The 20,589-nt window shown below is 63.8% G+C and carries 19 protein-coding genes and 3 tRNA genes; 4 read left to right on the top strand and 18 right to left on the bottom strand.

Annotated elements, in window-relative coordinates; translation table 11 throughout:
- Positions 1 to 64: 64 nt before the first annotated feature.
- The 6 genes from BGRAMDRAFT_RS26470 to uvrC all read right to left on the bottom strand — a co-directional run bounded on the left by BGRAMDRAFT_RS26470 (position 65) and on the right by uvrC (position 4,712).
- The gene (locus BGRAMDRAFT_RS26470; RefSeq protein WP_006051958.1) at positions 65 to 823 is read right to left on the bottom strand and encodes a TraB/GumN family protein; all 759 of its coding nucleotides are present in this window, start codon (positions 821 to 823) and stop codon (positions 65 to 67) included.
- A gap of 160 nt (positions 824 to 983) precedes the next feature.
- Positions 984 to 1,057 (bottom strand) — tRNA-Cys (locus tag BGRAMDRAFT_RS26465).
- A gap of 99 nt (positions 1,058 to 1,156) precedes the next feature.
- Positions 1,157 to 1,232, bottom strand: a tRNA-Gly gene (locus tag BGRAMDRAFT_RS26460).
- An 81-nt stretch (positions 1,233 to 1,313) separates the two neighbouring features.
- A tRNA-Gly gene (locus BGRAMDRAFT_RS26455) sits at positions 1,314 to 1,389 on the bottom strand.
- Between the two features lie 219 nt (positions 1,390 to 1,608).
- Positions 1,609 to 2,202 (bottom strand): CDP-diacylglycerol--glycerol-3-phosphate 3-phosphatidyltransferase, encoded by a 594-nt coding sequence (gene pgsA, locus BGRAMDRAFT_RS26450; RefSeq protein ID WP_029967771.1) that lies wholly within the window; start codon positions 2,200 to 2,202, stop codon positions 1,609 to 1,611.
- A 200-nt stretch (positions 2,203 to 2,402) separates the two neighbouring features.
- Positions 2,403 to 4,712: an excinuclease ABC subunit UvrC gene (uvrC, locus tag BGRAMDRAFT_RS26445; RefSeq protein ID WP_006051956.1), complete on the bottom strand. Its 2,310-nt coding sequence runs from the start codon at positions 4,710 to 4,712 to the stop codon at positions 2,403 to 2,405.
- Positions 4,713 to 4,865: 153 nt separating this feature from the next.
- Between uvrC and earP the strand changes: the two genes are divergently transcribed.
- Together earP and efp are read left to right on the top strand one after the other, a co-directional pair.
- Entirely contained in the window at positions 4,866 to 6,068 is a 1,203-nt protein-coding gene (gene earP, locus BGRAMDRAFT_RS26440; protein ID WP_006051955.1) for an elongation factor P maturation arginine rhamnosyltransferase EarP, read from the top strand.
- A 317-nt stretch (positions 6,069 to 6,385) separates the two neighbouring features.
- Positions 6,386 to 6,943 carry an elongation factor P gene (efp, locus tag BGRAMDRAFT_RS26435; protein WP_006051954.1) on the top strand — a complete coding sequence of 186 codons (558 nt, stop codon included), beginning with the start codon at positions 6,386 to 6,388 and terminating at the stop codon, positions 6,941 to 6,943.
- A 17-nt stretch (positions 6,944 to 6,960) separates the two neighbouring features.
- Here the strand turns inward: efp and BGRAMDRAFT_RS34745 are convergent, their stop codons facing one another.
- On the bottom strand, positions 6,961 to 7,146 hold the full coding sequence (locus tag BGRAMDRAFT_RS34745; RefSeq protein ID WP_157140683.1) for a hypothetical protein: 186 nt from the start codon (positions 7,144 to 7,146) through the stop codon (positions 6,961 to 6,963).
- A gap of 56 nt (positions 7,147 to 7,202) precedes the next feature.
- Here BGRAMDRAFT_RS34745 and BGRAMDRAFT_RS26430 point away from each other — a divergent pair, with 56 nt between their 5' ends.
- Positions 7,203 to 7,409 carry a CsbD family protein gene (locus BGRAMDRAFT_RS26430; protein WP_006051953.1) on the top strand — a complete coding sequence of 69 codons (207 nt, stop codon included), beginning with the start codon at positions 7,203 to 7,205 and terminating at the stop codon, positions 7,407 to 7,409.
- Positions 7,410 to 7,765: 356 nt separating this feature from the next.
- Complete coding sequence (locus tag BGRAMDRAFT_RS26425) at positions 7,766 to 9,148, top strand: sigma-54-dependent transcriptional regulator (RefSeq protein WP_006051952.1); 1,383 nt, start codon at positions 7,766 to 7,768, stop codon at positions 9,146 to 9,148.
- An 87-nt stretch (positions 9,149 to 9,235) separates the two neighbouring features.
- Here the strand turns inward: BGRAMDRAFT_RS26425 and nagZ are convergent, their stop codons facing one another.
- From nagZ to BGRAMDRAFT_RS26370, 11 genes are all read right to left on the bottom strand, one after another.
- Positions 9,236 to 10,264, bottom strand: a complete 1,029-nt coding sequence (gene nagZ / locus BGRAMDRAFT_RS26420; RefSeq protein WP_006051951.1) for a beta-N-acetylhexosaminidase — start codon at positions 10,262 to 10,264, stop codon at positions 9,236 to 9,238.
- 66 nt (positions 10,265 to 10,330) lie between these two features.
- On the bottom strand, positions 10,331 to 10,747 hold the full coding sequence (gene acpS, locus BGRAMDRAFT_RS26415; protein ID WP_006051950.1) for a holo-ACP synthase: 417 nt from the start codon (positions 10,745 to 10,747) through the stop codon (positions 10,331 to 10,333).
- Between the two features lie 25 nt (positions 10,748 to 10,772).
- Entirely contained in the window at positions 10,773 to 11,537 is a 765-nt protein-coding gene (gene pdxJ / locus BGRAMDRAFT_RS26410) for a pyridoxine 5'-phosphate synthase (protein ID WP_006051949.1), read from the bottom strand.
- Positions 11,534 to 12,457, bottom strand: a complete 924-nt coding sequence (gene recO / locus BGRAMDRAFT_RS26405) for a DNA repair protein RecO (RefSeq protein ID WP_006051948.1) — start codon at positions 12,455 to 12,457, stop codon at positions 11,534 to 11,536. Before recO ends, pdxJ begins: the two co-directional genes overlap by 4 nt.
- The gene (era, locus tag BGRAMDRAFT_RS26400; protein WP_029967782.1) at positions 12,444 to 13,343 is read right to left on the bottom strand and encodes a GTPase Era; all 900 of its coding nucleotides are present in this window, start codon (positions 13,341 to 13,343) and stop codon (positions 12,444 to 12,446) included. The genes recO and era overlap by 14 nt, the downstream gene beginning before the upstream one ends.
- Positions 13,344 to 13,394: 51 nt before the next feature.
- Positions 13,395 to 14,660, bottom strand: coding sequence for a ribonuclease III (gene rnc / locus BGRAMDRAFT_RS26395; RefSeq protein ID WP_006051946.1), 1,266 nt, complete (start codon positions 14,658 to 14,660; stop codon positions 13,395 to 13,397).
- Between the two features lie 139 nt (positions 14,661 to 14,799).
- Positions 14,800 to 15,693 carry a signal peptidase I gene (lepB, locus tag BGRAMDRAFT_RS26390; protein WP_006051945.1) on the bottom strand — a complete coding sequence of 298 codons (894 nt, stop codon included), beginning with the start codon at positions 15,691 to 15,693 and terminating at the stop codon, positions 14,800 to 14,802.
- An 18-nt stretch (positions 15,694 to 15,711) separates the two neighbouring features.
- A complete protein-coding gene (lepA, locus tag BGRAMDRAFT_RS26385) occupies positions 15,712 to 17,505 on the bottom strand; it encodes a translation elongation factor 4 (RefSeq protein WP_006051944.1) in 1,794 nt (597 codons plus the stop codon).
- Between the two features lie 213 nt (positions 17,506 to 17,718).
- Positions 17,719 to 17,994, bottom strand: coding sequence for a glutaredoxin family protein (locus tag BGRAMDRAFT_RS26380; RefSeq protein WP_006051943.1), 276 nt, complete (start codon positions 17,992 to 17,994; stop codon positions 17,719 to 17,721).
- Positions 17,991 to 19,508 carry a DegQ family serine endoprotease gene (locus BGRAMDRAFT_RS26375; protein WP_006051942.1) on the bottom strand — a complete coding sequence of 506 codons (1,518 nt, stop codon included), beginning with the start codon at positions 19,506 to 19,508 and terminating at the stop codon, positions 17,991 to 17,993. The genes BGRAMDRAFT_RS26380 and BGRAMDRAFT_RS26375 overlap by 4 nt, the downstream gene beginning before the upstream one ends.
- A gap of 35 nt (positions 19,509 to 19,543) precedes the next feature.
- Positions 19,544 to 20,587 carry a MucB/RseB C-terminal domain-containing protein gene (locus tag BGRAMDRAFT_RS26370; protein WP_006051941.1) on the bottom strand — a complete coding sequence of 348 codons (1,044 nt, stop codon included), beginning with the start codon at positions 20,585 to 20,587 and terminating at the stop codon, positions 19,544 to 19,546.
- Positions 20,588 to 20,589 lie beyond the last annotated feature (2 nt).

Genomic DNA, 20,589 nt, shown 5'->3' with positions numbered 1-20,589 from the left:
TGTCAATCGTGCGATTTTGCGCATCTGGACAAGTTCCCGGAAGCGTCGTCGTGACTCGTCGTCGTTACTCGTCGTCGAGTATAGGTTGTGCGGCCCGCCCGAGGCATTCGACAAGGTTGCCCGGCCCGCATAGATGCAGCGCGCCGACCACCACCAGCGTTCGTTGCGCTTGCGGCAACAGGTCGCGCACGCGCTGCGCCCACAGGCGATTGCGCGCATCGAGAATCGCGTGACGGATTGCGGGCAACGTGAAGATCGGCGATTCATCGGCGATGCGAGCCACGGCCGGCAGATCGGCTTCGAGCCATGCAGCATGCATGCGCTCGAGCGTGCGCTGCGGCTCGCCGGTATCGGACATCAGCAGTGAGAGCGCGGCGGCGACGGTGTCGAGCGGAATGGACTCGAGCGCGTCGGCGACCTCGCTCGCCGTCTCCAGATACCGATACGGTTTGCCATGCGCATTCGCCCACCGCAGCATGCGCGGCTCGACGCCGTCGACAAGCTGCTGGAAAAGTGTCGGCGCAACGATCAGCGTGGCCCACGGACGAAGATCCGCGAGCGGCGCCAACGGACCTTCCGTGGGCCAGGCGGCTTGCAGACGAGTCCAGGCGTCGGCGGGAACGAGCGATTGCAGAACTTGTGCGCCGCCTTCGACATCGGCTTTCAGGAACGGCAGGATCGTCGGCGGATCGGATTCGAAGACCAGCGTTTCGGCCCAGTCATAGGCTTCTTCGATCCAGGGCGGCGTTCTGCGGCTCGATGCGGGAAACAGATGCATGGAGCCAAGCAGGCGCACGTTAGTGCCGGGGATGTGTAGATACATGCGCGTTGATGACGAGGACGAAACCCGCATTGTGCGCCAGATCGCGCGCGTGTCGCGTAGCCGGCGATGCGCATCGCAATCAACACGCAAGGCAAAGAGATTGTGAACGCGCAAAAAAGAAAAGCCCCGACATGGCGGGGCTTTTCTGCACTTCAACTACTGGAGGCGCGAGCCGGAGTCGAACCGGCCTAAACGGCTTTGCAGGCCGCTGCATAACCGCTTTGCTATCGCGCCGCAAGCGGATCGGAATCTAGCTGCAGATTCGCTGATTTGTCTCGTGGACAAACTTCAAGTCCACCAAACAAAAAGGGAAGCGTTGCTTCCCCTGATGTATGGAGCGGGAGACGAGGCTCGAACTCGCGACCTCAACCTTGGCAAGGTTGCGCTCTACCAACTGAGCTACTCCCGCATTGCACTGCTTCGCAACGCCTTGCACTCTTACTTCGCAAAACTTAATTCGCCAAACCTACAACGCGCTGCTTCAAAAATCTGGAGCGGGAGACGAGGCTCGAACTCGCGACCTCAACCTTGGCAAGGTTGCGCTCTACCAACTGAGCTACTCCCGCGTATTGACTGCTTACTGCTGCGTACTACGCTCTACTGCACCCGATGTTTGAAACCGCGTGCATCGGAGAAACGAGATTATGGAGAAACGACTGAAACGTGTCAACCCCTTTAGCGAATCTCTTTAACTGAACAGATTTCACTCACGACGTGGCCGTGTCTCTCCGTCTGTCGTCGGCATGCGACCGACACGCGACCGCCACGCAAGCGAGCGAACGCACTCAGACGGCCCCGCCCCGCTCGCGAATTTGCGGCCACGCGAGCTTCATGTAATAGAGCATCGACCAGATGGTCAGGAAAGCCGCGAGATAGATGAGCCACAGACCCCACGTGCGCGTGTCGATCGCCACGCCGCCGCCGAACGGCAACACGCCATTGAACAGCAGCATCGGAATCGCGACCATCTGGCAAGCGGTCTTGAACTTGCCGAGCGAATTCACGGCGACGCTCTTCGACGCGCCGATCTGCGCCATCCATTCGCGCAGCGCCGAAATGGCGATCTCCCGCCCGACGATCACGAGCGCAATCGCCGAGTCGATTCGCGCGAGCTGCACGAGCACGAGCAACGCGGCGGTCACCATCAGCTTGTCGGCGACCGGATCGAGAAACGCGCCAAACGCCGACGTCTGATTCCACTTGCGCGCGAGGTAGCCGTCGAACCAGTCGGTCAGCGCGGCCAGCACGAAGATGGTCGCCGCCGCGAGATTGCGGTGCGCGGGGCTCATCATCATGTCGGGCAAATAAAACACGCCGACGACGAGCGGAATCAGAACGATCCGCAGCCAGGTCAGGAAAATCGGGAAATTGAACGGCATGGGCAGGCGCAGCGTCTGACGGGAGAGTTGCAATTGTGCCGTGTCACCGTGCCTGCCACAAGCAAAGCGGCCCGGAAGCGAGGCGTCGGCGCCGGGAATCGGCGCCAGGCTCGCGGGCGGCGTCCGCGCGCGTTTCGCAAGACGTAGCCACTTCGTAGCCACTTTCCAGTCGAACGACGCCATCCCGCGCGCGCGGCGAATCAGTGCAATTGCCGGTAGATCTGCTCGGCGAGCGCCTGCGAAATGCCCTCGACGCTCGCCAGGTCCTCGACGCTCGCCGCGACCACGCCGCGTAATCCTCCAAAGCGCGCCAGCAGCCGCTGACGCCGTTTCGCGCCCACGCCTTCGAGTTCTTCGAGCCGCGACGTCTGGCGCGTCTTGCCGCGCTTCGCGCGCATTCCGGTGATGGCGAAGCGGTGCGCTTCGTCGCGGATCTGCGCGACCAGCATCAGTGCGGCGCTTTCCTTGCCGAGTTCGAGCGGCGCGCGGCCGTCGGCGAAAATCAGGGTTTCGAGGCCGACCTTGCGCCCCTCGCCCTTCGCGACGCCGACCAGCATGCCGGTGTCCAGTCCCAGTTCCGCGAACACTTGCCGCGCGATTTCGACCTGGCCCTTGCCGCCGTCGATCAACACGATGCTCGGCAAGATTCCGCCCGACGCGACCGGTTCGCCGGCCTGCTGCGTCAACGGCGGATTGTCGGCGGCGTCGCTTTGCAAGTCGGTGGCTTCGTCGACGGCATTCGCGGCGGCCTGCTCGACCATCTTCTCGTAGCGGCGCGTGAGAACCTGGCGCATCGCCGCGTAGTCGTCGCCGGGCGTGATGCCGGTGATGTTGTAGCGGCGATATTCCGACGACTGCATCTTGTGATGGTGATACACGACGCACGACGCCTGCGTCGCCTCGCCCATCGTATGGCTGATGTCGAAGCACTCGATGCGCACATGCGCGAGGTCGTCGCACTCCATGCCGAGCGTGTCGATGAGCGCGCGCGTGCGGGCCTGCTGCGAGCCCTGCTCCGACAGGAGCCGCGCGAGCGCGAGCCGCGCGTTCTGCTCGGCCATCGCGAGCCACGCGCGGCGTTGGCCTTGCGGCTGACGCAGCACGGTGACCTTATGCCCGGCCTGCTCGATCAATACGTCGACGAGTTCGCGCGTGGCCGGCGCGTGGCTGACCACGAGGACGGGCGGCACCCGGTTGCCGAGATAATGCTGGGCGATGAACGCCTCGAGCACTTCGGATTCGATGCCGGCTGCGGCGCGGGGTTTGGGTTGTTTCGCGGGCTCCTGGGTGGCGGCGGAATCGGCTTCGGCTTCGGCTTCGGCTTCGGCTTCGGCTTCGGCTTCGGCGTCGGCTTCGGCGTCGGCTTCGGCGTCGGCTTCGGCGTCGGCTTCGGCGTCGGCTTCGGCGTCGGCTTCGGCGTCGGCTTCGGCGTCGGCTTCGGCGTCGGCTTCGCCCGCCTCGTCTTCTTCGGGCGGCAACTCCTGTGCGATCGCGAGCGCGTCCGCATCGAGCGACCCGGCCTCGTTGCCCGCGCTCTCTTCAACTGACGACCCCGCATCCAACGCAACATCAGTAAGCGCGCCCTCATCTCCTGCGTCTTCCAGCCCGCCCTCGTCCGCGGTCAACGCACTTTCGACGTGCGCAGGGAAATACGCCTTGTCGCCGAGATGCCGGCCGCCGCGCACCATCGCGAGATTCACGCAGACGCGCCCGCCCAGCGCGACCACGGCGAGAATGTCGACGTCGCTGTCGCTGCCGACCTCGATCGCCTGCTGATGCAGCACCGTCGACAGCGAACTCATCTGGTTGCGCACCGCCGCGGCCTGCTCGAACTTCAGCTCGCTCGCGAACGCATGCATCTTCTGCTCGAGCTCCTTCATCACTTCGCCCTGGCGGCCGAGCAGAAAGCGCGACGCGTTGGCGACGTCGCGTGCATAGTCTTCTTCGTTGATGTTGCCGACGCACGGCGCCGTGCAGCGGCCGATCTGATGCAGCAGACACGGCCGCGTGCGGTTGTTGAAGACGGAGTCCTCGCAGGTGCGCAACTGGAACACGCGCTGCAGGATCTGGATGCTCTCGCGCACGGCCCACGCGCTCGGAAACGGCCCGAAGTACTGGTTCTTGCGATCCACCGAGCCGCGGTAATACGCCATGCGCGGAAACTTGTGACCGGTCAGCTTCAGATACGGATACGACTTGTCGTCGCGAAACAGAATGTTGTAGCGCGGCGCGAGCGCCTTGATCAGATTGTTTTCGAGCAGCAGCGCCTCGGCCTCGGAGCGCGTCACGGTCGTCTCAATGCGCGCGATGCGCGTCACCATCATCGCGATGCGCGGCGACAGTTGCGTCTTCGTGAAATAGCTCGACACGCGCTTTTTCAGGTCGCGCGCCTTGCCGACGTACAGCACGGCGCCGTGCGTATCGTAATAGCGATAGACGCCTGGCAGATGCGGCAACTGGGCGAGCACTTTCTTGGGCTCGAATTCGATGCTTGCTTCGGGTTCGGTCATGCAGGATCGGCTGGTGGAACTGTCTTGCGAAGCGGCGCGCCGTGGGCCGCGCGCCGCATGAGCGCCGGCGCAAGAAAATCCGACGGGTGCTTCTTCGTGCGAGTGCTTTAGAATCGCCAGTTTAGAACATTCCGCGTCCGCCGGAGCCCTGCGATGTCCTCCACTGCGCCGCTTGCCGGCCCGTCTGCCGGCTCATCCGCCGAGTCGCCCGTAGCGATCGCCTGCGATATTTTCTGCGCGGTGATCGACAATTTCGGCGACATCGGCGTGTGCTGGCGCCTCGCGCGGCAACTGGCGAGCGAACACGGCTGGCAGGTGCGCGTCTTCGTCGACGATCTGCATGCGTTCCAGAGACTGTGCCCGTCGCTCGCGCTGGATCGCGCGCGGCAGACGGTGGACGGGATCGTCGTCGAGCATTGGCACACGCCCGCGCACGCGGGCGACACGCTCGAAATCGCCGACGTCGTCATCGAAGCATTTGCCTGCGAGCTGCCGCCCGTCTACGTGGCGGCGATGGCGCAGCGCGAGCGCGCGCCCGTGTGGATCAACCTTGAATATCTGAGCGCCGAAGACTGGGTCGCGGATTTTCATCTGCGGCCGTCGCCGCATCCTCGCTATCCGCTCGTCAAGACGTTCTTCTTTCCGGGACTCGGGCCGGGCACCGGCGGCGTGCTGAAGGAGAACCATCTGGAGGCAGCGCGCGCCGCGTTCGAAGCGTCGCCCGCTGCGCGCGACGCGTGGTGGACGAAAACCGTCGGCCGCGCGCTGCCGGTCGGCGCCACGGTCGTCTCGCTGTTCGCCTACGAAAATCCCGCCGTCGACAGTCTGCTCGAACAATGGCGCGACGGCGACGAGCCGATCATGCTGCTCGCGCCGGAGGGCCGCATTTCCGGCGCGCTGGCGCGCTTTTTCGGGCTGGCTTCGTTCGGCGCGGGCGCGCACGCAGAACGCGGCGCGCTGAACACGCACGGCCTCGCATTCACCGAACAATCCGGATACGACGCGCTGCTGTGGGCAAGCGACGTCAACTTCGTGCGTGGCGAAGATTCGTTCGTGCGCGCGCAGTGGGCCGCGAAGCCCTTTGTCTGGCACATCTACCCGCAAGCCGACGACGCCCATCTGCCGAAACTCGACGCCGCGCTCGCGCACTACGCCCGCACGCTTCCCGCCGATGCCGCCGCTGCGCTCGCCGGCTTCTGGCATGCATGGAACGGCGCCGGCGCGCCCGACTGGGCAGCGCTGCGCCGCCACTACCCGGCGCTGCGCCGGCGCGCGCTCGAATGGGCCGGCGAGCTGGCGCAAGTCGGCGACCTCGCCGGAAATCTCGCCTTGTTCACAAAAACTCAGTTAAAATAAGCGGTTATCCAACGGCCGACGACGCAAGCGCGGTCCGATCGCAGCAAAAAATCCTGGTGTTTCCGGTTTCGTCCGAGCTCTTTTCCGACCTGAAACGGTCGCAAAGGCGAGGCAGAGTCGGAATAACCCGCGTCAGGACCGTGCTGCCGAGCGGCGCCACTCGTGAATCCCGCGGCAAGCCAACCACGCTTCGTGCATCGCCTCCCGTCATGCCGCCTCGTCGCGGCGCGGCGCAACGCGCAGGAAACGTCGAAGCCGCTTGCGCCGTATGCCGTTGAGCACAAGTTGAAGCTATTAATTTCGTACAGGACAGTTTTATGAAGACCGCACAGGAACTCCGCACCGGCAACGTCGTGATGATCGGCACAGACGCAATGGTCGTGCAAAAGGCCGAGTACAACAAATCGGGCCGCAACTCCGCCGTCGTCAAGATGAAGTTCAAGAATCTGCTGACCGGCGCAGGCATGGAAAGCGTCTACAAGGCAGACGACAAGTTCGACGTCGTCGTGCTCGAGCGCAAGGAAGTGACGTACTCGTACTTCGCCGACCCGATGTACGTGTTCATGGACGCCGACTACAACCAGTATGAAGTCGAAGCCGAAATGATGGGCGACGCGATGAACTACCTCGAAGACGGCATGGCTTGCGAAGTCGTGTTCTACAACGAGAAGGCCATCTCGGTCGAACTGCCGACCACGCTGGTTCGCGAAATCATCTACACGGAACCGGCTGTCAAGGGCGATACGTCGTCGGGCAAGGTGCTGAAAAACGCCAAGCTCAACACCGGTTTCGAACTGCAAGTGCCGCTTTTCTGCAACATCGGCGACAAGATCGAAATCGACACGCGCACGCACGAGTACCGCAGCCGCGCCTAAACGCCGGCAACCTGATCTCAGCGCAATGCATCGCGCGCTGAGAAAAAATACGAAAGCGCCCAAATGGGCGCTTTTTCTTTTTTGTGCCGCCGAGTATCGTTGAGGAAAACTTTACCGGCAATTTTGTCCAAATTGCCGGTCGCGTTGCCCGATCTTGCCGCCCGCGCCGATGTAAGCCCTTGATCTAGCGAATCAAAGCGCATTGGCACAAGTCATGCTAGTCAGCACTTACCTTATGTTTGTCGACCGGAGATGCGAGATGAACAACGACATCGCTGAAGGCAAGTGGAAGCAGCTCGTTGGCAAGGCCAAGGCGGCGTGGGGCGAGCTCACCGACGACGAATTGACGCGGGCCGAAGGCCGCGCCGACCGTCTCGCCGGGCTGATCCAGGAACGCTACGGCAAGAGCCGCGAAGACGCCGAGCGCGAAGTGCGCCGCTTTTTCGACAGCAACCGCGATTTTTGACAGCAGAACCGACGTAAATACCGGCGCCCTTGCCGGCCACGCCGTGGCCGCAAGGATGCCGGCGGATTTGGACCGGGGGCAGCGCGACGTGCATCGGTGCGTCGCGAACCGCCCTTTTGCTACAGCAAAGGACCCGAACTACGTGAGTCGACTCGCCGTCCGCTTCGCCCGGCGCCCTGCGCGCCGGATACCGCGCTCATGCCGACTGGAAGGCCGCTGCTACGCCGCCTCGGCTGAGGCTGCGCGCGTGGCGACGCATCCGACCGACAGTACCGGCCAGCCATCGTGCCCCCGCCACGCGCAGCAATTGCAGCGCGGCAACGGATATTCCATTCATTTAAAAAGTTGCGCTCGCCATGCCACACGCCCTGATTGTTGAAGACGATCCCAATAGCCTGTCTGGTCTGTCCGCCATTCTTGCTGCCGACGGCTTTTCCGTCGACACGGCGACGACCATCGCCGAGGCACGGGCCGCGCTCACACGCTTCATCCCCGATGTCGTGCTGGTCGACCTGAATCTCCCGGACGGCAGCGGGCTCGACCTGTTGCAGCATCTGCCCGCGCATCCGCCAGGCGGCGCGTTGCCGGTCATCGTCATGACGGGCAACGCGACCGTCGAAAGCGCGATCGAGGGCTTGCGGCACGGCATCTGGGACTATCTGCTGAAGCCCGTCAACATTCCGCGGCTGCGCAGTCTGCTCGCGCGCATTCCGCGGCCGTACGAGCTGACCGAGGAAGTTCAGACGCTGCGTACGTCGCTGCGCCAACTGGGTCGCTTCGGCTCGATGCTCGGCCGCAGCGGCGCGATGCAGCACGTCTACGACACCATCGAACATATCGCGCCGACGGAAGCGGCCGTGCTGATTTCGGGCGAAGCCGGCACCGGCAAGCAGGTCGCCGCGCGCACGATGCACGACATGAGCCGGCGCCGCAAAGGTCCTTTCGTGACGCTCGACTGCCGCAGCGCGGGCGGCACGGCGGCGCTCCGTTCGCTCGATAGCATCCTGTTCGGCCACGAACGCGGCGCGTTCAGCGGCGCGGAGCAGCGCGAGCCTGGTCTCTTCGAGCAGGCGAGCGGCGGAACGCTTTTCATCGACGAAATCGCGGAGTTGCCGCGCGCCCAGCAGGAGGCGCTGCTGCGCGCGCTCGATTCGCAGACCTTCATGCGCGTCGGCGGAACGAGCCAGGTGGTGACCGATTTCCGCCTGATCGCGTCGACGCGCAAGGCGCCGCGCGCCGCGGTCGCCGACGGCAGCCTGCACGAAGATCTCGCGCTGCGCCTGGAAGCCGCCGCCGTGACGCTGCCGCCGTTGCGCGAGCGCGGTGAGGACCCGGCGCTGATCGCGCAGGCCATCGTCGACGAACTGAATCAGGACGCCGCTGCACGCGGCGCGTCGGATGTCGCGAAACAGGTCGGGCCGAATTTCCTGCGCGAATGTCTGAGCTACGAATGGCCGGGCAACGTGCGTGAGCTGGAGGACCGCGTGCGGCGCGCCTATCTCGCGTCGGGCGATGTGCTCGAATCGTTGCGCGCCGACGAAGCGGGCTCCGTCAACGGCCGCGATCTGAACGGCAGCCGCGTGCAGGTCACGGTCGGCACGCCGCTCGCCGATGTCGAAGAGATGCTGATTCGCGCGACGCTCGATGCGGTCGGCGGCACGCGTCATCGCGCGGCGTCGCTGCTCGGTATCAGTCCCAAGACGCTCTATAACAAGCTGCAGCGGATGCGGCTGAACTGACACACAGCGCGCTTCGCGCGCGAACGTGCAATGAAAAACGGCGCCTTGTTCGCAAGGCGCCGTTTCCTTGTTGCCTCCGCTCGCCGCTCAGGCGAACGCGCTGCGCAGCAACGTCTGCGCTTGCAGATACTGCGGCTGCGCGACCAGCTTGCTCCACTTGAGCGCCTTGCCGCGCGGGCGCATCCGCTTAAGCCGCTGCTGCGATTCCTTCGACGGCGTGAAGCGCAACTCGTCCAGCACCTTTTCGGCCTGTTCCGGATGATTGCAGATCAGCACCATGTCGCAGCCGGCCTGCAGCGCCGCGGTCGCGCCTTCGGTGAGCGTGCCGCCCTGCCGCGCGGCTTCCATCGACAGGTCGTCGCTGAAAATCGCGCCTTCGAAGCGCAGCTTGCCGCGCAGAATCTCCTGCAGCCACACGCGCGAAAAACCCGCCGGCTTCGAGTCGACTTGCGGATAGACGACGTGCGCAGGAATCACCGAGCCCAGCGACAAACCGAGCCAATCGTACGGCGCGACGTCGTCGCGCAGAATTTCGTCGAGCGAACGATCGTCGACGGGCATCGCGACGTGCGAATCGGCATGGGCAAAACCGTGCCCCGGAAAATGCTTGCCGCAGTTGCTCATGCCGGCCAGCGCGAGACCGTGGTTGAGGCTCTTGGCAAGCAGCGTCACCACGCGCGGATCGCTATGAAACGCGCGATCGCCGATCACCTGCGACTGCCCGTAGTTCAGATCGAGCACCGGCGTGAAGCTCATGTCGATGCCGCACGCGCGCAGCTCGGAGGCGAGGATATAGCCGACCGCGGTCGTGACCTTGGTGGCGTGCAGAACGTCGCTGTCCCACAGCGCGCCGAGCTTGCCCATCGCCGGAAGCACGGTGAAGCCGTCGGTGCGAAAGCGTTGCACGCGGCCGCCTTCGTGATCGACCGCGATCAGCAGATCGTCGCGAATCGCGCGGATCGAATCGGTCAGCGCGATGAGTTGCGCGCGGCTCTCGTAGTGGCGCGCGAACAGGATCACGCCGCCGGTCATCGGGTGAGCAAGGCGGCGCTTGTCGTCGTCGTTCAGCGTTTTGCCGACGACGTCGAGCATCACCGGTCCGGGAATGGTTTTCATCGAATTCCGTTGGAAGATTGCGTGCAAGGACAGACGCGGCCGTTTCGGCCGCATTCGGAGTGGTGTCTATTCAACGCGGGATGACGGCTCAGCGCTTTCGGCGATCACAAACGACACCGCGTAATCGCGCTCGTCGCTGATCGTCACGCGCGCGGTGATGCCGCGCGCGTCGAGCCATTCGGCGAGTTCGCCCGACGCGACCACCATCGGCTCGCCGCTCGGCTTGTTGAGCGTTTGCAGCGCGCGCCATGTCATCGGCCAGTGCATGCCGAGGCCAATCGCCTTCGAGAAGGCTTCCTTCGCCGAAAAGCGCGTGGCCAGAAACGCGAGCCCGCGCGCCGCCGACCGCGCATTGCGTGCGTGATAGACGCGCAGTTCGTCGGGGCCGAGCACCTTCTCGGCAAAGCGGCCGTTGGTGCGCGTCATCACCGCGGCGACGCGGCTCACTTGCACGATGTCCGTGCCGATACCGTAGATCGTCATAGGCGCGACCGTCCCGGCGACGGCATCAGGCGCGTGCGCCGAGACGCGCGGCGACCATGATCGCCTTCATCTCGCGCACCGCGTTGTCCCAGCCCGCGAAGATCGCGTGCGCGACGATCGCGTGACCGATGTTCAGTTCGACGATGCCGTCGATCGCCGCGATCTGCTGGACGTTCGTGTAGTGCAGGCCGTGGCCCGCATTGACCTTGATGCCGAGCGTCGCGCCGAATTCGACCGCGCGGACCACGCGCTCGTATTCGCGCTGCTGTTCCGCGGGATCGTGCGCTTCGGCGTAGCGGCCGGTATGCAGCTCGATCACCGGCGCGCCCGCTTCGTGCGCCGCGCGAATCTGCGTCTCGTCAGGATCGATGAAAAGCGACACGCGCGAGTTCGCGTCCGCGAGCTGCCTGCATGCGGCGCGCACAGCCTCGAACTGGCCGGCCACGTCGAGCCCGCCTTCAGTCGTCAATTCCTGGCGCTTTTCCGGCACGAGGCAGACGTCGTGCGGCTGCACGTCGCAAGCGATGTCGAGCATTTCCTGCGTGACCGCGCATTCGAGATTCATCCGCGTCTTCAGCAGCGGACGCAGCGCGCGCACGTCGGCGTCGACGATATGGCGGCGGTCCTCGCGCAGATGCAGCGTGATGGCGTCGGCGCCGGCCTCCTCCGCCATCAACGCGGCGCGGATCGGGTCGGGGTACGACGTGCCGCGCGCGTTGCGCAGCGTGGCGACGTGATCGATATTCACGCCGAGATCGATCACATTCGGCGACGTTAGAAAGAAGCTCATAAGTTCTGCAAGTCGATCAGGATCTGGCGCGTCGCGAGCGGCGTGCCGCCAAGGTAAGTATTGAGCAGAAAGCGCATCAGCGTTTTGCTTTGCGCCACGGTCTGCGCTCGATGGTAATCGTCCTGTTCCATATCGAGCAAGGTTTGGCCCGCGACCACGGGCCATTGAGCGGGCAAGTCGTCGGAGGCTTCGCGCACGCCGCGCTCGGGGTCGAACACGTAGCGCTTGCCGGCATCGACCGCTTTGCGCGTGACCGTGCGATCGAGCGACATCGCGTAGCCGGTCTCGCGCAAAAGCACGCGCTCGAACGAGCGCAGCACCTGCACGGGCGGCTCGTCATGCGCGAGGCGCGTCATCGTGACGACGTAGTGATGGAACAGTTGCGGATGCGGATCTTCGCGCGCGCAAAACTTCACGAGCAGCTCGTTCACGTAGAAGCCGCACAGCAGCGCGTCGCCCGTCAAAGGCAACATGCCGCCGACCCATTCGGCGCCAGTCAGCGTGCGCACTTCCGACTTGCCCGACCACGACAGCGCGAGCGGCTGGAAGGTCTGCAACACGCCGCGCAACGCAGAGTGCGGACGCTTCGCGCCCTTCGCGACGAGCGCGAGGCGGCCATGATCGCGCGACAACACGTCGATGATCAGACTCGTCTCGCGATACGGATAGCTGTGCAGAACGAATGCGGGCTGCTCGGCGATCCGGTATTCGGAAGCGGAGCCCGAGCGCGACGACTTGCGAGCCGGCGTCTTGCGCGGCGCGTCGCCGGCAGCGCCGGCATCGGCGCTGGAGGTCTTTCTGGTGGAACTTTGGCGGCTAGCGCGAACGGATTTCGAGCGGCCGCGCGACGGCTCGGCCGACTCGGAGTCGTCCGGGTCGGTGCCGGAATTCAGCGTGACCCACGCGTCATTCGTACCCATACGCACGAAGTCCCGCTTCGTTGTCGGCCCAGCCGCTCTTCACCTTGATGAAGGTTTCGAGATATATCGGGCCGTCGAACAGTCTTTCCATGTCGAGGCGCGCCTCGGTGCTGATCTGCTTCAGCTTCGCGCCTTTCTGGCCGATGATCATTGCCTTGTGCGTATCGCGTTCGACGAGAATCGTCGCGAAGATTCGGCGCAGGCGCCCTTCGGTTTCGAACTTGTCGATCAGCACGGTGCTCGTGTACGGCAGTTCGTCGCCGGTCCAGCGGAACACTTTTTCACGCAGGATTTCGGCCGCCAGAAAGCGTTCGCTGCGATCGGTGAGATCGTCTTCGCCGTAAATCGGCGCGCCTTCCGGCAGATACGGTTTGATGGTCGCCATCAAACGCTTGATGTCGTCGGGATTCTTGGCCGACAGCGGCACGATCTCGTTGAACGGACGCAGCGCGCTCATCTGCTGCATGAACGGGAACAGCGAATCTTTATCCGACACGCGATCGAGCTTGTTCGCGATCAGCAGCGTGGGCACCGACGGCGGAATCAGGTCGAGCACTTTCTGGTCGTCCGGGCCGAAACGGCCGGCTTCGATCACGAACAGGATCGCATCGACGGAAGTCAGCGTGGACGTCACCGCGCGGTTCAGCGAACGGTTCAGCGCGCCGCTATGCTTGGTCTGAAAGCCGGGCGTGTCGACGAAAATGTACTGGACGTCTTCGAGCGTGTGAATGCCGGTGATGCGATGGCGCGTAGTCTGCGCCTTGCGCGACGTGATGCTGACTTTCTGGCCGACCAGCGCGTTCATCAGCGTGGATTTGCCGACGTTCGGACGGCCGACGATCGCGACCATGCCGCAGCGAAAACCAGTGGGAGTGGGAGCGTTCATATTCGGGCTACGGCAGGTTCGGGGACGCGCAGAAGTCGCGCGCCGGGGCAATCAATGGCCCGCGTCGGCGACGCGCGTTTGTACCGCGTCGGCTACGCCGGGTTCGTGTTCGGTGGGCGCCGCCGCGTTCGTTGCGGGCGATGCGGAGCTGGCCGCCGCATTGGCCGCTGCACTGGCCGCCGCACTAGCCGCGGCGTCGCGAGTGCGGTGCGGCTTGTCGGTTGTGCGGGCGGCGGGTTCGGCGGGTTTTGGGTCGGTGGGCCTGACTTCGGCGGGCCTGGCTTCGGCCATCTTCGCTTCGGCGGCGGGCTTGTCTAGCTTGTCGGCTTTATCCGCCTTTTCGCCTCTTTCGACCCTGTCCGTGCGCTCGGATTTCTCCGGCGCGCTGTACTCGACATGCGCGGCGCGAATCACCGCGAGCGGCGCAGCGACGGCCGCCACCGCGATCGCCGTGCGTTCCGGTATCGGTTCAGCGGCCGGCGCCGTCCGCATTTCGCCGCGCGCTGCCGCGCGTTCGTTCTTGCGGTCGGGACTGCGCAGATCCAGCGCCGCCTGCACGCCGGTCACGCCCGGCACGATCTCAGCCTCGGCCTTTTTCGCCGCGCGCGCGCCCTTCGACCGCTTCGACTTGGAGACGACAGCCGGCGCCGCGGCCATGACTTCGTCGAGCGCCTTCTTCGCCGCGGCTTGCTCCGCCGCGCGGCGGCTCGCGCCCGAGCCGGACACCTTCACGTCCAGCTTCGGCACGGTGCATTCGACTTCGAACTGCTGATTATGCGCCGCACCATGCGTGGCGACGACGGTGTACGTCGGCAGCGCGATCTTGTGTCCCTGCAGATATTCCTGAAGGAGCGTCTTGGCGTCCTTGCCGAGCGTGCGCGGGTCGATGTGATCGAGAATCGGCACGTAAAGACGTTTGATGACCGTCTGCGCGGCGTCAAAGCCGCCGTCGAGGAACACCGCGCCCAGCACGGCTTCGAGCGTGTCGGCGAGGATCGACGGCCGACGGAAGCCGCCGCTGCGCAGTTCGCCCTCGCCGAGGCGAAGGCCTTCGGAAATATTCAGGGCCTGAGCGATTTCGTACAGCGATTGCTGCTTGACCAGATTTGCACGGACGCGCGACAAATCGCCTTCGTCCAGCTTCCCGAAACGTTGGAACAAAAGCGCAGCCACCGCGCAATTCAGAACGGAGTCGCCAAGAAATTCGAGCCGTTCGTTATGCGTGGAACTGTGACTGCGGTGCGTTAAAGCCTGGCGCAACAATTCCGCATTGCGAAATTCATAGCGCAGACGGCTTTCCAACGGAGATGAGGGCATGGGCAGAGTATAACGCGGGCGCCGTACCGGGCGAAAACGCGGTACGGCCAGCGGAAAAAGCGTGGTGAAGCGACGTTACCGGACTTTCTTAAAGTGGCGTGATAGCACGTTGCCACTTACAGGGATCGCGCGTGATCGCTCACTGGAACGAACCGATGCGCTTGAGATTGCTGAAGTTCATCCAGATAAAAAACGCGCGGCCGACGATATTCTTGTCCGGCGCGAAGCCCCAATAGCGGCTGTCCGCACTGTTATCGCGGTTATCGCCCATCATGAAGTAATTGCCCGGCGGCACCTTGCAGATCACGCCGCGCGCGTTGTAGCTGCAGTTATCGCGATACGGATAATCTTCGGCACCGACGATAAACGGCGGCACCGCGGGATTGTTCAGAATCGCGTTCTTGCGGCCGTCGAGATTTTCTTCGAACTGCTTCGCATAGCCGAGACGCTCTTCGTCGAGATAATCGGGCAGCGGCGTTTCGGGCACCGGCTTGCCGTTGATGGTCAGCTGCTTGTCCTGATAGGCAACGGTGTCGCCGGGCAAGCCGATCACGCGCTTGATGTAGTCGACCGACTCGTCTTTCGGGTAGCGGAACACGACCACGTCGCCGCGCTGAAGCGGACGGCCTTCGGTGATTTTCGTGTTGACGATCGGCAGACGCAGGCCGTAATCGAATTTGTTGACGAGGATGAAATCGCCCACCAGCAGCGTCGGCACCATCGAACCAGACGGAATCTTGAACGGCTCGACAACGAACGAGCGCACCACGAAAACCACCAGAATGACGGGGAAAAAGCTCGCCGAATACTCGAGCCACCAAGGCTGGCGCAGCTTGTCGTCACGCAGACGCGCGCGCGTTTGCGCGGCGTTTTCGTCGGCGAAACGCTCGCCCACGCGTTCCTGCTGACGGTCGAACTCGGCGACCACGGCATCTGCCGCGTGCCGCCGTTGCGGCATAAACACCAGTTTGTCTGCGACCCATGCGACGCCCGTCAAAACGACGAGCACAAAAAGAATCAGCGCAAAATTCATAGGATTCCGTTGTTCGTCTTATTTGTCTTCGACACGCAGGATGGCGAGGAAAGCCTCTTGCGGAATCTCGACGGACCCCACTTGCTTCATTCGCTTCTTGCCTGCCTTCTGCTTTTCCAGCAGCTTCTTTTTACGAGAAATGTCGCCGCCGTAGCATTTTGCCAGCACGTTCTTACGCAACGCTTTAATGTTTTCACGCGCGATGATGTTCGAGCCGATGGTGGCCTGAACCGCCACGTCGTACATTTGCCGCGGAATCAGCTCGCGCATTTTCGCCGCGACTTCGCGGCCGCGATACTGGCTTTGCGAACGGTGCACGATGACCGACAGCGCGTCCACCTTGTCGCCGTTGATCAGCATGTCGACCTTCACCACATCCGACGCGCGATATTCCTTGAACTCGTAATCCATCGACGCATAGCCGCGCGAAATGGACTTCAGGCGGTCGAAGAAATCGAGCACGACTTCGCCCATCGGAATTTCGTAGGTCAGCTGCACCTGGCGGCCGTGATATTGCATGTTGATCTGCGTGCCGCGCTTTTGCGTGCACAACGTGATCACCGGGCCGACGTAGTCTTGCGGCATGTACAGATTCACGGTGACGATCGGCTCGCGCACTTCCTCGATCTTCGACGGCTCCGGCATCTTCGCCGGATTCTCGACCATGATCGTCGTGCCGTCGCGTTGCACGACTTCGTAGACCACCGTGGGCGCCGTGGTGATCAGGTCCATATCGAACTCACGCTCGAGACGTTCCTGCACGATCTCCATATGCAGCAGGCCCAGGAAGCCGCAGCGGAAACCGAAGCCAAGCGCTTGCGAAACTTCCGGCTCGTATTGCAGCGACGCGTCGTTGAGCTTCAGCTTTTCGAGCGAGTCGCGCAGCGCGTCGTACTGGTTTGCTTCGACCGGATAGAGACCGGCGAACACCTGCGGCTTCACTTCCTTGAAGCCCGGCAGCGGCTCGGCAGCCGGACGATTCAGCAGCGTGACCGTATCGCCCACTTTCGCCGCGGCCAATTCCTTGATGCCCGCGATGATGAAGCCCACTTGCCCCGCCGACAGCGATTCCAGATTCTTCGACTTCGGCGTGAACACGCCGACATGCTCGACCGGATATTGGGCGCCGGTGGCCATCATGCGAATTCTGTCTTTCGGACGCAGCGTGCCGTTGACGATACGCACCAGCATGACGACGCCGACGTAGTTATCGAACCACGAGTCGATGATCAACGCCTGCAGCGGCGCTTCGGGATCGCCCTTCGGCGGCGGCACTTTCGCGATCAGCGCTTCGAGCACGTCTTCGACGCCCTGGCCGGTCTTCGCGCTGCAATGCGTGGCGTCGGTTGCGTCGATGCCGATCACGTCTTCGATTTCGGCGATCGCGTTCTCGGGGTTGGCGGCCGGCAAATCGATCTTGTTGAGCACCGGAATGACGTCGACGCCGAGTTCGATTGCCGTGTAGCAGTTCGCGACCGTTTGCGCCTCGACGCCCTGGCTCGCGTCGACAACCAGCAGCGCGCCTTCGCACGCGGACAGCGAGCGGCTGACTTCGTACGAGAAGTCGACGTGGCCCGGCGTGTCGATCATGTTGAGGTTGTAGACCTTGCCGTCGCGCGCGCGATACGCCAGCGCCGCGGTTTGCGCCTTGATGGTGATGCCGCGCTCGCGCTCGAGGTCCATCGAGTCGAGCACCTGGGCTTCCATCTCGCGGTCGGACAAGCCGCCGCAAATCTGGATGATGCGATCGGCAAGCGTCGACTTGCCGTGGTCGATGTGCGCAATGATCGAGAAGTTACGAATATGATCCATTCAGTGCCGATCAAGCAAAAAAGGCGCGCTCGGACAATAGCGGAGCACGCCTTGTAAGTAGGTGAAAAACCTGTCTATTTTAGCCGAAAAGGCAGGTGCCCGGCGGATCTTGCGAGGGTGGGACGGCGAGACGAACGGCGCAGCACGCGCGATTCGACCTCCGCCAGAGCTGAAAGCGCGTGCCAGCGCCTGATGACGAGAGCGCGGCCGCTCTCAACGTGTGGCCGCCGATGCGGCCTTAGCGCGCGCCATGAGCGCAGCGCGCACCCGCGATTCGTCCAGATGGTAATGACACAGCTCGACGCCGTCGCACAGCAAAACCGGCACAAGTTCGTTGTAGCGGGCTTCGAGCAACGGGTCGCTGTCGACGTCGACAACTTCGACCTGCGCGCCGAACTCGGCCAGCAAGAGCTCGAGCGCGGCGCGCATGTCGTCGCACAGATGGCACCACGCGCGCCCGTAGAGCGTGAGCGGCGCCCTCTCCGTCATTTCTGAACGCCGCGCGGACGAATCGGCACGAACTGCGTGTTCTCGCCGCGGCGAACCAGCAGCGCGACCATCTTTTGCGAATCCAGATGCGAGCTCAGTTCGTCGAACTGCTTTGCGCTCGTGATGTCGGTATCGCCGACGCGCAAAATGATGTCGCCCTTCTGCAAGCCGACTCGCGCAGCGGGACCGTCCACTGCGTCGATCTGCACGCCGTTGCGCAGTTTGAGCGCGCGCAACTGATCGGCCGGAATGTCGCTGACGGCCACGCCCAAGGCGTTCGTGGCGCGCTGCTTCGGCGGCTGCGGCTTCTTCTGGTCGGCCTTGGCGGTCTTGTCCGGCTGCATTTCGGCGATGGTGACGGGCAGGTCGCGCGTCTGGCCCTTGCGCCACACGGTGATGGTGGCCTTCGTGCCCGGCTTCGTGTCGCCGACCATGCGCGGCAGGTCCGTCGCGGTATCGACCGAATGGCCGTTGAACTTCAGGATAATGTCGCCCGGCTGCACGCCGGCCTTGTCCGCTGGGCCGCCCGGCTCGACACTGCTGACGAGCGCGCCCTGCGCCTTCGGCAAGCCGAGCGAATCGGCGACGTCTTTGGTCACTTCGCCGATTGCCACGGCGATCCGGCCGCGCACGACCTTGCCCGACGCCTTGAGCTGATCGGCGACGCGCATCGCTTCGTCGATCGGAATCGCGAACGAAATGCCCATGAAACCGCCGGTGCGGCTGTAGATCTGCGAGTTGATGCCGATCACCTCGCCCTGCATGTTGATGAGCGGCCCGCCCGAGTTACCCGGATTGACGGCCACGTCGGTCTGGATGAACGGCAGATAGTCGCCGGTGTCGCGCCCCTTCGCGCTGACGATGCCGGCCGTCACCGTGTTTTCGAGGCCGAACGGCGAACCGATCGCGACGACCCACTCGCCCACGCGAACCTTGTTCGAATCGCCGATGGTGATGGTCGGCAGATTCGCGGCGCTGATCTTCACGACTGCGACGTCGGTGCGATCGTCCACGCCGATGAGCTTCGCCTTGAATTCGCGTTTGTCGGTCAGCGTGACGTAGATGGTGTCCGCGTCGTCGATGACGTGCGCGTTAGTCATCACGTAGCCGTCAGCCGACAGGATGAAGCCCGAGCCGACGCCGCTGTTCTGTTCGGGGTCGTTGCTGTCGGGCGTGTCCTGACCGCCGCCACTTCCGCCGCTGCCACCGTTATCGCCGCCGCGCGGCGCGCCTGGAGATTGCGGCGACTGCGGCATCGGAATGCCGAAAAAGCGCCGGAAGAACTCCGACATGTCGCCGTCGTCCATACCCGGCGGCAACGCGCCGCGCGGGCCGCTGCTCGTCGCGCGCGTGGTCGTGCGAATGTTGACGACCGCCGGACCGACCTTGTCGACAAGGTCGGTGAAGTCGGGCAGATTGGCGGCGGAAGCGGCCGACGCCGTGTGCGGTGCGAACGGCAAACATGCCGCCACCACCGCGGCCGCGAGGAATTTGCGCACCGAGAAAGTCGTCATATCGTAGGAAGCCGAGGGATTCAGGAGTCGGAGAATTACTTCGGAGCCTTGTATTCTATGGCAGAGGCAAATTGCTGCAACGTGGCCTGGGGCACTTCGCCGAGCAGGGTAATCCAGAAATCGCCGCGCCGCTTCACCAGCACGTGCGTCGCACCGCTGCTGCCCGCGCCTTCCTTGCGCGTGTTGTTCTCAACCGGCTCGATGAACACCGAGACCGCGGCGAGCCCGTCCGAGAACACAGCCTGATCGACCGGAATGGTCGGCTGGCCCGCCTCGCGCGCCGCCATCGGACGACGCAATTCGCGGATCTTGCGAAAACCCGGCACCGAGGCCCCGAACTGCCAGCCTTGTGCAGCCATATCCACCGGTTCAATGGGCGGGCGCACCACGGTCCAGCCGGCGGTATTGCGAATGCCGTTGACAATGCCCGTCTTGTCGACGGGCACGCCGATGCGAATCTGGGAGAACGACAGTTGTTCGAGCACCTGGCCGTTCGGGTCGAGCGTCTGCGCGCGCAGCAGCAAGCCGGTCTTCTTGTCGGCCCACAGTTTGTAAGCGAAGCGGTACGCGTCTTTCGGATCGAGTTCGATCACCTGACTTTCGACGCCGGCAACGCGATCGTCGCCGAGCAGTTTCGGCTCATACACGGACAGAACCTGTTCGCCGCTCACAGCCAGCAACGCGGGGAACGAGTCTTTGTTCTGGCGTTTTTCAACGACGCACAAGTGGCGTTCCGGCACGAACGTGTAGAGCTCGTCGTTATGACGCAGCATCTTGCGCGGCTTGCCGTCGAGGCTTTCAAGTTGCTCGAATTCGCCGTCGGCACGGGTCGCGTAATGCGCGATGCGCGACGTTTGAACGAAGTTGCCCCGCTGATAAACGAACGCGCCCTCGTAGTTCTGCTGCTGCGCGGCCTGGTGAATGCGATCGAGAAGATCGGCGGCCGTGCGGCGGGCGACGAGCGGATCGTCGGTTTGTGCAAAGACCCGCGGTGTCGCGGACAACAATACGGCTGCGCAGAAGAGAAATGCCGGCAGCCGCCCCCAGATAGTCGTTTTATTGAACCGCGGAGTCTGCATCA

Origin of the sequence: Paraburkholderia graminis C4D1M, assembly GCF_000172415.1 — a bacterium.
In the GTDB taxonomy this organism is placed as follows: domain Bacteria; phylum Pseudomonadota; class Gammaproteobacteria; order Burkholderiales; family Burkholderiaceae; genus Paraburkholderia; species Paraburkholderia graminis.
Note: the sequence above shows the minus strand (reverse complement) of the source record. Positions and strands in the feature narration are given on the sequence as shown.